Here is an 11,833-nt window from a genome sequence, read left to right as displayed (position 1 = left end):
CTAGAAGAACAATTCAAGGCTAACCGTGAGATCATTTCGCTGGTTAGCGTGCATCCACGCTAAAGGGGTGTTACATGGCGTCAATGACCAATATCAGCGCCCTTAAATCTATCGCTAAACAGCTTGCGCGCACTACGTTTGTGCAAAACTGGCAGTGGCGCGTTGCGTTTAGCGGTGCAGGCGTGAACCCGCCTTCTGACTTTGATATTTATTGCCGCTCAATCGAGCACGGCGGCCTAACCATTGAATATGAATCAAAGCAGGTCGGCGCGGTCACGATTAATTCCCCGACACACAAAACCGCTGGCACAGTGACGCTCACTATTCGCGATCATGAAGATTTTCGCTGCGAGAAGTTTTTCCGTCGCATGGCGGCCAAAGTGCTTAACGACGATGGCACGATCAACCTGCCCTCGTCGTATTTGTTCAAAATGGCAATTTACATTATCAATCAAGACGGCAGCGAAACGCTTTACAACCAATGGGACGTGAGCGCCGGAGAGTTTGGCGGCTTTACCCGTGGCCGTGATGAGATCGGCGCATTTGTGTCCTATCCAATGGTCTTTCAAAAGTACAAATCCATTTAAACGCTGATGCCAAAGGGGGCATAGATGTTAGACGCGCAAGAGATCCAATCCGAATTAAACGGTTTTTTTGATGCAAGCAATGCAAGCGAACAGGCCGAACTTATCGCGCAGTTTCGCGATAAATCGAAATGGCCGCTGCTGCTTGGGCAGTTGACCACGGCAGAAATTGGCGAGCTGGAAGCCATGGCCGCAAAAGCTAAAGCGAGTAAGCTTGCTGAGGAAGAAAGGCAACTGACCGATAAGCTCAAGGAGAAAGCGGCTTTGCTCGGCATTAACGTCAATCGCGTACTGGAATTGGAAATTGCCCGTGCGGAGCCTCAAAACAAGCGTGCGCAAATACTGGCGGCGCTGGATGAGCAATGCTTGATAGCGTTAAAAGATATATGGGCGAATATGTCGCCAGACGGCTTGTTCGGTGGCTCGCAAAAGGAAATGGCAGCGCGCTATAACTGGACAACCCAGCAAATTTACAAGGTGTTTTACAAGCTCGCCAGTACCGGAGCGCTTTGTAAAACTGATAATTATGGCGGCTTACTGCCTCGCAGCGTTTATCGAGTGGCGGTATTGCCAGCTTAAGCCTTCTCAACCACCAGCAATAGCGTTAGCGTGAATTGAGTTACAGCCCCGCCCTTGCGCTGTCAGGGGCGCGGCTAGCCCCGCCAAAACATATCACAACATTAAGCCGTCAAAACCGAAATCGGTTTTTGAAAACCGAAATCGGTTTTCTGCCCTCTACGGCCTCCACCTTAAAATCCCCCAAAATTATCCGCGCTCATGGGTCAGTGTTAGTCTCGGCTCGCACAATAAAAATCAACTACTCAAAAGGGATCGACTGTGACTATTCCAGCCTTCACACTGCCAAGTAACGCCAAAAAAACCATTATCTTTCGCGAAAATACAGTCGCCGATTGTCTCGACTTTTGCGGCCTCGATGACCGTTTAGATGAAGTGTCAACCACAACCTACCTTAACGCGCTGCAAGTGGGCGAGGTTTACGATTCGGCGCTATGGACAACGCAAGACCGCCGCACGGCGCTATGGTGGATTTTCGTTATATCAAACCAAGACACGACAATTGCGCTCGATTATGAGTGCGAGCATTGCGGGAAGCGGCACACCGCTGATATTGACATGATGCGCCTCGACGAAGGCGTTAGAACCATTACAAGTGATTGCTTTATCAAAACGGAATTGCTGTTCGATGGCGTAGAGCGCCAAATCACAATCAAGCCGATCACTGGACAGGAAGCTATGTATATGGAGCGCCAAGGCTTGGCGCTGCTTGATCTTGATGAAGATTCGTTGGCGTACCGCCAAGAGTTAGCAAGATTGAAGGTTGTCCAGCTCGCGTGCGCTTTCCGCTTTGAACTTGAACCGGATGATTTTGAAGAAGCCTTGGATATGCGCATTAGCGCAATCAAGACCATGAAGCGCACCAGCGAATTTAGAATGCTGGTGGCCTCGATAGAGTCAGCCTTTGCCACGCTTGCGCACGGCCTTGATGCGGTGCTTGAGCAAGGACAGTTAGCGCTTGTCAGCTATCCCGTGGCCTGTGAAAGCTATCAGCCAAAAGAAGGCGAACAGGAGGACGCAACGCCAGCAACGCGCTTGCTTATTCCCTTTCAAGGTAAGCTCTTTATTCCAGAGCTATAGCACGATCAACATCATGACGATGATTAAAAACCTCACAATTTACAGTAGCCAACAAGTCGGGGACTTGATGAAAACCCCCATGGCTATTGTTGAGGTGCTTAATGATGCGTTAGTTGAAAAGTACAAGCGGAGCGGTAAACGTGGCTGATAACATTCCCCCAAAAACGGCATTAATAGAAGCCGCTGAGATCAAAGCGGATAGCTTTAGCGCGGATAAAGTAGACTTCAATGTCAGCGTAGATCTTGAGCTAGCAAGCGTCATTGATGCGGTTAGGGCGGTATCAGCTAACGAGGTCAAAGCGGTTGGCGCTGGCTTTAAAGAGCTAGCGCGAACCATTGACCAAAAATCAAAAGACGCTATCAAGCGTAAGTCTGGCAAATCCCCCGCAAAGGCTGTGGAGCGCGGCAAAACGCGCAAAGCCACTGAGTCCGTCGATACCTTGGCGCAAAGTCAAGGCGCGCAGGACGAAAGAAAAGCGGCAGGCAATAACGCTGGCACAGTTATCAATAACACCACTAACAATGTTGATAATTCAGTCACCAATAACACCGTGGACAATTCCACGCGCACCAGTTCTACCGCTCGCAATAATAAAACGACGACAGTAACGCCAGCGCCAGTCCCAAAGGCAAAGCCCCGCGCTCGGCCGTCAGAACGGCGCAAAGGTAGAGAGCTAACCGCAACGCCTGTAGTCGATTCGATCAATCCTGCTAGTGGTAGTTCGTCACGCGCCAGCGTTCAGTCTCGCGAAAGCGATAATCCACGCGATAGCGTTCAAACTCGCGAAAGCGATCGACCACGCGAAAGCGTTCAAAATCCTAGCCAGAGCGATACTAACGACAGGCCAAGCAGTACGCGCGGCGTCGTTTCTAATGATGATACGGATTATTCTAAATTTAAGCTGGACGGGCGCGGCCGCCTAAGAAATAGCAGCGGAAAATACGCATCCAAGCTTGAGCAAAAGCGCTATGCGGCTCAAATCGAAGAACGCAATCGCGCAGAGCAACGCGATAGGGAACAGGCGCAAGAGGATAACCAACAAACCACGTTTTTAGGGAAAATCGTCAGGACGTTGGCTCAGCTGTCAGTCGTTAACTCAGATCGTAACGACGCCTCTAAGCTCATATCGCTTAACGCAATGGCTGATTCCTCGATGGGTAACGCGCTAGGCGTTGCCATGGGCGGCTCTTATTACATTGCGGCTAAGCAAATCTACGACACTACACGCGACGTAAAACAAAGCGTGAGTGATTACCTTGCCGAAAACGAAATAACCAATCTTGGCGAGGCTTGGACGTTTGGCAAGCACAAAGTCAAAGAGGCCAAGGAAAGCTTTACAAATAAGGTTGATGCAACGAAAAAGGGCGCGATTAAAGCGAAGGATTTTTTCGCGGCCATGCCGTCAAAGGTTAAGCGTTTCTTCACTAAAGCCGCGCCTATTGAACCCGCGCCGCCAGCGCCTAGCGATACTGTAGCCGATACGCCGCCCACGGCTGGCGACACGGGCACACCGCCAGCGCGCCAAGCAACCGGAAAGGTAAAAGACTTTTTCGCGGCCATGCCGTCAAAATTCAAGAGCCTTTTAACCAGAGCCGCGCCTGTTGAACCCACGCCGCCAGCGCCTAGCGATACCGTAGCCGATACGCCGCCCACGGCTGGCGACACGGGTACACCACCAGCGCGCCAAGCAACCGGAAAGGTAAAAGACTTTTTCGCGGCCATGCCGTCAAAATTCAAAAGCCTTTTAACCAGAGCCGCGCCTGTTGAACCCACGCCGCCAGCGCCTAGCGATACCGTAGCCGCCAGCGCTCAGGCAGGCGCACGGCCAGCGGCAGATCCGGCGATTACTCAGGCGGTTATATCCACTACGGATACAGTGCGCAGCCTTGCAGAGTCCAGCGCTAGCAATGTAACCAGTGTGAACAACCTAGAACAAAGAGTGACAAGCGTAGATAACACGCTAACGCGCTCTAAAGAGCAGCAAGCTAAGTTGCTCGAAGTCGAAAAGACCGCAATCAAGAAAGCGGAGCAGCAACACGCCGAAACACAGATCAAGCTTGACCAAATTAAAGATGAGATCGCCAACAGCAAAGAGCAAAGCGGCGGCCTTGGGCTTGGCGGTATATCAGACCTGTTTGATCGCGGCAGGCGTCGCGGCAAAGGTCGCAACGGTGGCCGTTCAACAGGTCGCAATGGGCGCAATGGGCGTAATGGGCGTAACGGCCGCGCCTCAAGAAATGGCCGCACCAGCGCTAGAACAGGCTCGCCCCGTGGTCAAATGTTTGGCCGTGGCGGTATGGCAACCAATGGAGTTGGTCAGCGTTCCGGCGTTCCTGATCGCGTTGGCGCGGGTACTCGAACAGCGGGCGCTCGAACAGCGGGAGCTGGTGGCCGGATGGCGGGAGCTGCGGGTGGCGCGCTGCGCATGGGCGGTACGGTGCTATCTAAGCTCGCCTTGCCGCTAACCGCTGCAATGGCGCTATTTGATGGCTTTAAAGGCTATAACGACGAAGAAAAGCAAAAGGAAACGTTCAATCTTAAGGATGATCAAGCCGCTACCTTTGGTCAGAAGATGGCGGCTGCTATGGGTTCCGTGTTATCGCTCGGCGGCTTAACCGATATGCTCGGACTGTCCACCAGCTCAATAACCAAAGGCGTTTATAGCTTTTTTGGGGGCGACGTCGATAAAGAGCCTAAAAAGGCGGCTGCGCCTGCCAGTGAAGCGCCCAAAGAAGCCAGCGCCAGCAAAAGTGAAGCGCCTAAGCCGCCACTGGTTAACGCCAAGACGGAGGCGGGGCTTGATTCTGCGATGACGTCATTTGGTGGCGCTGCGCCTGTTGCCGAAAAGACCGAGCAACCCCGCTCAGATTATGACATTCCGCCGTCTATTGCATTGGCAGAGCCGCCAAGCAGCATTGCACGCAAAGAGAAAGAGCCTGTAAGCAGCGTCACGGCTAACGCTACGCCTATTGCGCCGTCGGTTGTCACGGCTAACAGTGCGGCGGTTAACACGTCCAGCGAAACAACCGATATTGAGGCCATGGTTAACACGCAAGCCGCCGCCGATAAAACGGCCGCTAAACAAGCGGAGCGCGCTCAAGGAGGATCGCCTAGTCAGTCAGCAATGGGTGATAGCCCTCGCCTAAAAGAAATGGTCGATTTACTCAAAAGCATTGATAAGGCGCTCAAACCAACAAGCGCGCCCAACAAACCGGAGCCGCGCCCCGCGCCTAGCGCCAGTGGTAGCAGTGGCAACGCCTCGGTAACAGATAAAGTCCCGTCCGACTTTGCCAACAAGTCGCACCGAAACAAAGCTAACGATGTGGGGTGATAGGTGATCAGGGAAATTGATTTTTTACTTGAAGTAGACGCATTCGGGATCGTGGTTCACGACGACACGGCTAACGCGAACAACGTCAGGGAATGGCTATCAACGCCCCAAGGCAAGGTATACGGCCGCCCTTCATGGGGGCATGAGCTGGAAAGGTATAAACACGAACCCGCCAGCTCAGAAGTCGTTGCGGTCAATATTGAATTTAGCATTATCAAAGGTATGGGGCGCGACTTGCCCAATGTGACCATAAACGCGATTAACTGCGAGCCGCACGCGACTGAGATTGATCTGTATTCCGTCACTATTGTTCTTAAATCGGGTGAAATCATCCAAGAGGTCGTTTAATGAAAACAGCAAATGATTTTAAAATCGCATTTGAGGCGTTGTTAGTTCGCTATAGCTGGTGGGCGCGGATCGCGGGTAGCCAGTTCGTTGATATGATCTCAACCTTTGTCGGCCAAATGGTGCTTAAGTCGCAAAGCGCGTCAGCTCGCTATCTGCAAGAGGCGTTTTTGAGCACGGCGGTTAAGCGCGCCTCAATTCTCGCAGCGGCAGAAGATCGCGGTTACATTGGCCGCAAAGCCACGCCAAGTAAGGGCTTGGTATCCATTTCAAACTATTCCGGCGCGACAGTATCAATACCCAATAACACGCCGCTCATATCGGCCGCCTCGGTGAGTTATGTCACGGTCGGCGCGGTCAATATTCTGGCAGGCCAAACAAGGCAAGTCCCGATCACCCAATTAGTGCTTAAGCGCTTTACCTCAACCGTTGTCAGCGCGGATAAGTTCATGGAGATCATCTTGCCAAAAGAGGTCAGCGCTAACACGCACAAAATTGATGTGAGTGTGGCAGGTGTATCCGGCGGCTCAAGCTTGTGGGAAAAGCGCTATATGTTCCGGCGTACCACGTCAAAAGACCGTGTTTATACGGAGTTCTACCGACCGACAGAGCAAATTGGTATCCGCTTTGGTAACGGCATTAATGGCATGATCCCCGCCGAAGGCTCAACGATCACGCTAGACGTGTGGGAAACGGAAGGTGTCACCACGCTATTAGACGGCCAAAAGCTTGAGATCACAGGCACGCTTGCCAGCGCTAATGAGTTTTTATCTATCGTCACTGACACGTCTATCACGGGCGGCGCGCCAGCGGAAAGCGCGGAAGAAACGCGCTCAGGGGCGCTCTATATCACGCCATTCGATAACCAAATCGCATGGGAAGATGATTACGCGCACTTTGTCCGCGCCAACCTTGCTAACATCGTGTGGATCAACGCTTGGGGCGAACAGGAGCAAGAAGAACAGGACGGCGCAACCAACATTGAAAACATTAACACGATTTTCGTATCGGCCTTTTCGGATGTGGTCGATCAAGCCGCGCTAGGCGCTGATATTGTGCAATTGCTGATTGATACAAGCTATCTCAACAAGCGCTATGTTTACCGCCCCGTTAACGAGTGCCCATTTACTATAACGGTGACAGGCAAGGCAACAGGCGATAAAGACTTGGTTCATATCGCGCAAGTGATGCGCTTGCGCTTAGCTGATTTATTTGGCCGGACGCCACTCGAAATTAAAAAAGGCGCAATTTTAGAAAAAGACGTGAATCAGGCGCTGCGGGATCTTAATCTGCTTTATGACTTCTCAGTGAGTTGGACAGGCTACCCAAGCTCAATTTTGCTTAATGATTATGTTTACCTCGATGCTGATAATTCGGTGTTTAACTTAGAATATCTGGATGAGTAGCCATGGCCGATTATGATGACAATAACCCAAGCTGGCTAAGCGGCCAGCTTACACCGGAAAAGCAAAAGAGTGAGATGTGGCGCGGCTTTGCGCACGCGCTACAGGCGATATTCGATGAGCATATTTTGCCAACCGTTGATCGCCTTGCGGGTCTTAATTCGTACTTCACGATGCACACCGACGATCTCGCTATTCGCATTAAAGAACTCGGCTCGTTCTTCTACTTTGGCGGCAGCGTTGAGGCCGACGATATGCCGTTAGCCGTGATGCAAAAGCTTGATGAAATTCATTTCAAGCGCACGGATTTACCGCTCAAGAACGCAATTAGTCGCGAAATGGGCGGGATGAAGGTTGAATGGGAGCCGCTATACGCGCCTAAAGTGCTTACGCCAGCGGGTAACAAAGATTATTCGGTTAAATGGGATAGTACGTCCGGCACACTGATTAATGCGCTATTAACTGCCCGTGAAATGCAACAGCTTGGCGAAAGCATGGAGGATTATTTTATTACCTCACGGGGCGTTATTAGTGTCAGTTCATCTTCTTTGTCGCGCAGCGGCCATACCTCGGATGAGTTTACACAACTCATTCAGCGCATTATCACGCCGATCATTCCGCTAGATATTGTCTATGACGGTGAGCGTATTGTTATTCACTATGACATTATAGAGCCGCTTGAACGCCTATTCGCGAATGGCTCAATGCTAACTGAGGACTTTAAAGCGCTCATTGAAAGCACGCTAATGATCACGGGCGGCTACACAGAGCAAAAAAACACAGCTAATAACGCGCTGGCTATCCCGCCGGACTATCGGCACCGCTTTGATGAAGTGCGCTTGGACGTGATCCGGCTCGACAGTTAAAACCCCCGCTTTTTTCAGCAAAAAAACCGCTATCCATACAATCGAACCCAAATCACTTATTTGGGTTTTTTATATGGCTTCCGAACCTTCTCGCGGCGTGCTACTGGCGCGATATTTTGACCAGCGCGCCTTATCCATGATCTCGGCATCCCCAAGCTTTCGCCTTGGAGCGGTACTGTTTGGCTATGGCTTCGTTGATGATTCCGTTAACCCGCCGCTGGTGGATGTGATCCCCATTACCGCCACAAAAAACGACATAACCGCCGTCTATACCGATACGTCCCCGACTTACTTTTATAACGCGCAAACCCATCAAATCAATATCCGCTGTGAGATCCCCGCTGGCGCGGCTGGCATCCCTGCAAACGGCGCAAACGTTAACGTGGCTTGCATCCTCGATGAGCAAGGCCAAGCGGTCGCCATGCTTGCTGGGCAACCCTCCACGGTGAACAAAGACCGTGGCTATGTGGTGACAGGCATTATCGAATCAAACATTAACTAAGAGGCTATTATCGTGGCGATCATTCACGCTGGCGCAATCAATACGCCAAATCAAGATAACCTAGCCTTGCTCGCCGACGTGCAGGCTTTCGAACTGAAAACGTCCAGCGCACTTAACCGCCAGTTGCGGGGCATTATTGAGAGCGGCGTATACAGCGGCTTTATCGTCACGGCAGGCGCTGGCTTAAACGTGGTCGTTTCATCCCCTGATGAGTCAGCGGCGGCGGTCAACGTAGCGGATAAATACCTGATCACGGTAAGGCAGCAACATGATGTGATCATTCCGGTTGTGGCAGGCGTTGTAAACGTTATTGCATTAACGGCCTTTTACGATCCAAGCACAATCACAGATCAAGTTGATACCAGCTCAAGCATTAAGGCGTGTGAGATCAAGGCATACCCGCAAGGCTCGCAGCCTGCTAACTGCGTCGTGCTGGCAGTGATAACGGTTCCGGCGGCTGCGACGCAAGTTACCCTCGACATGGTGGATCTGTCCTCGCGCGAAGGCGTATCACTGGAAGGCTTTTGGAATAAATTAACTGACACTATTCAGCAATCAAAAATCCAATGGGTGAAATCGTTTGCGGCTGGTGGATTTAGACCAGCGGAAGATAAAACAGGCAATGCCGCCACCGATTTTATAGGCACTAGCGCGGCATGGTTTAAAGAAGGCTGGTTTAATTCACTGCGCGGCGGCTCAATTGATGTGATCGGAAAGGTGACGTCCGGCGGCCGTGATGCGGTGCTAGTTGGCGATTTTGGTTTAGGCACGGCGTCACAGGAGCTAAGCGAAGGCGCGGATATTCGCGCGCTACCCGCAATCAACGCCAAGTATCGCGGCCAAAAACTCGTTAACGCCCCAAATGCAACGGATTGGTTTTACATTGACGTGACCGCGCACAGCTCAACGTTTATGACCATTACCGCCACGCCGTTTAAATCGCTTAATCAATATGTTTGCATTAACAATGGCGGTGTGTGGTCGCCATGGGCACAGCTTTACACTACTGAAAACAAGCCGAATAAAACCGATGTTGGTCTACCTAATGTCGATAACGTCCGTCAGTATTCAGCCAGTAATAACAACATAGGCACAGGCGCGACCAATTATGCGGCTGGCAATCACAATCACTCGGCAATATCAGGCAATGCGGCAACCGCTACCAAGCTGCTAACGCCCCGCGCAATCAACGGCACCAATTTCGACGGCTCAGCGGCGATCACAACGACGCTATGGGGTACGGCGCGCACGCTCACTATTGGCAATAAAGCAAACTCAGTTAATGGCTCTGGCAATGTGTCATGGTCGCTTGCTGATATTGGCGCGTTACCAGTGGATGCTAACGCTGTCAGCGCTACCAAGCTGCAAACGCCCCGCGCAATCAATGGTGTGAACTTTGACGGCACAGCGGCGATCACAACGACGCTATGGGGTACGGCGCGCACGGTTACGATTGGGTCAACAGGTAAATCGGTCGATGGCGCGGCCAATGTGTCGTGGTCATTGGCTGAAATTGGCGCGCTAGCCGTTGGCGCAAATGCGGTCAGCGCTACCAAGTTGCAAACGCCTCGCGCAATCAATGGCACCAATTTCGACGGCTCAGCGGCGATCACAACGTCGCTATGGGGTACGGCGCGCACGCTCACTATTGGCAATAAAGCAAACTCAGTTAATGGCTCTGGCAATGTGTCATGGTCGCTCGCAGACATTGGCGCGCTAGCCGTTGGCGCAAATGCGGTCAGCGCTACCAAGTTGCAAACGCCTCGCGCAATCAATGGCACCAATTTCGACGGCTCAGCGGCGATCACAACGACGCTATGGGGTACGGCACGCACGCTCACTATTGGCAATAAAGCAAACTCAGTTAATGGCTCTGGCAATGTGTCATGGTCGCTTGCTGATATTGGCGCAGTTAATAAAGCTGGCGACGTTATGACTGGCAGCCTGCTTAACCATACACCAAGCGCGGCGCTATCTATGTATAGGCGAGTTCTCGCCGCTGGTGGCGGTCAGTTTAGAACTGCAACAGCGTCTATTACTGGGGCGCTTGAAATTCGCTTGCCCGTATCGTGGACGTCTACGATGCTGTCGTTTTGGATAGACGTCTACAATTATGCGACCAATCAGCTAAGCTCGTTTCATGTTGGCGGCTACAACTATTCAGTTAATAGCGCTTGGTCAAATTGTGGAGCGGTGCAAATTGGCGGCCGCTCGCTTCCTGTCCACTTTGCACACAATGGCACTGTTTGTACTGTGCTGATCGGGAATGCTGATACTGTTTGGAGTTACCCACAAGTGTCAGTAAGGGATTTGCAATTTGGTTTTTCTGATGGATCAACAGATCGATGGAATGAAGGCTGGGACATTGGTTTTGTTACTGATTTGGGCGTCATTAGCCAAACTGTTGCAAGTCCGATGGCATACAACATAGGCACAGGCGCGACCAATTATGCGGCTGGCAATCACAATCACTCGGCAATATCAGGCAATGCGGCAACCGCTACCAAGTTGCAAACGCCCCGCGCAATCAACGGCACCAATTTCGACGGCTCAGCGGCGATCACAACGTCGCTATGGGGTACGGCGCGCACGCTCACTATTGGCAATAAAGCAAACTCAGTTAATGGCTCTGGCAATGTGTCATGGTCGCTTGCTGATATTGGCGCGCAGCCAGCGGGATCGTATGCGGCGGCGAGCCACGTTCACGCTGACGCGACAACCTCGGCCGCTGGCTTTATGTCTGCTGCTGATAAATCCAAACTTAATGCTGTAGCCTCTGGTGCGAACAACTATACGCATCCAACAGGTGACGGTAATTTACACGTCCCCGCTACTGGCACAACAAACAGCGGCAAGGTACTTAAAGCAGGTGCAACCGCTGGCAGTTTGGCTTGGGGCACGTTAACGGCGGCCGATGTGGGCGCGTTAGCCTCTGGCGGCACTGCGGTTGCAGCAACCAAGCTTGCTACGCCACGCGCAATCAATGGCGTGAACTTTGACGGCACGGCGGCGATCACAATCACGGCGGCGGCTAACGGCGGCACCTCGGCGGCCTGTTCCGGCAATGCGGCCACGGCTACCAAACTTGCCACGCCACGCGCAATCAATGGCGTGAACTTTGACGGCACAGCGGCGATTACAATCA

9 protein-coding genes are annotated in these 11,833 nt (G+C 52.1%); all 9 read left to right on the top strand.

Features of this window, described 5'->3' with window-relative positions; all coding sequences use genetic code 11:
* Positions 1–74 precede the first annotated feature (74 nt).
* Positions 75–587, top strand: coding sequence for a hypothetical protein (locus ACRCZA_RS00130; protein WP_438672483.1), 513 nt, complete (start codon positions 75–77; stop codon positions 585–587).
* A 24-nt stretch (positions 588–611) separates the two neighbouring features.
* Positions 612–1,163: a hypothetical protein gene (locus ACRCZA_RS00125; RefSeq protein WP_438672482.1), complete on the top strand. Its 552-nt coding sequence runs from the start codon at positions 612–614 to the stop codon at positions 1,161–1,163.
* 258 nt (positions 1,164–1,421) lie between these two features.
* Positions 1,422–2,240 carry a hypothetical protein gene (locus ACRCZA_RS00120; RefSeq protein WP_438672481.1) on the top strand — a complete coding sequence of 273 codons (819 nt, stop codon included), beginning with the start codon at positions 1,422–1,424 and terminating at the stop codon, positions 2,238–2,240.
* 140 nt (positions 2,241–2,380) lie between these two features.
* Entirely contained in the window at positions 2,381–5,572 is a 3,192-nt protein-coding gene (locus tag ACRCZA_RS00115; RefSeq protein WP_438672480.1) for a hypothetical protein, read from the top strand.
* Between the two features lie 3 nt (positions 5,573–5,575).
* Positions 5,576–5,920 (top strand): hypothetical protein, encoded by a 345-nt coding sequence (locus ACRCZA_RS00110; protein ID WP_438672479.1) that lies wholly within the window; start codon positions 5,576–5,578, stop codon positions 5,918–5,920.
* The gene (locus tag ACRCZA_RS00105) at positions 5,920–7,323 is read left to right on the top strand and encodes a hypothetical protein (RefSeq protein WP_438672478.1); all 1,404 of its coding nucleotides are present in this window, start codon (positions 5,920–5,922) and stop codon (positions 7,321–7,323) included. The genes ACRCZA_RS00110 and ACRCZA_RS00105 overlap by 1 nt, the downstream gene beginning before the upstream one ends.
* A gap of 2 nt (positions 7,324–7,325) precedes the next feature.
* Entirely contained in the window at positions 7,326–8,186 is an 861-nt protein-coding gene (locus tag ACRCZA_RS00100; protein WP_438672477.1) for a hypothetical protein, read from the top strand.
* A gap of 73 nt (positions 8,187–8,259) precedes the next feature.
* Positions 8,260–8,688 carry a hypothetical protein gene (locus ACRCZA_RS00095; RefSeq protein WP_438672476.1) on the top strand — a complete coding sequence of 143 codons (429 nt, stop codon included), beginning with the start codon at positions 8,260–8,262 and terminating at the stop codon, positions 8,686–8,688.
* A 12-nt stretch (positions 8,689–8,700) separates the two neighbouring features.
* The coding region (locus tag ACRCZA_RS00090) for a hypothetical protein (RefSeq protein ID WP_438672475.1) at positions 8,701–11,833 on the top strand (3,133 nt) is incomplete at its 3' end.

Source organism: Shewanella sp., assembly GCF_051658185.1.
Classification (GTDB): Bacteria; Pseudomonadota; Gammaproteobacteria; order Enterobacterales; family Shewanellaceae; genus Shewanella.
This window is presented reverse-complemented; position numbering and strand designations above follow the sequence as displayed.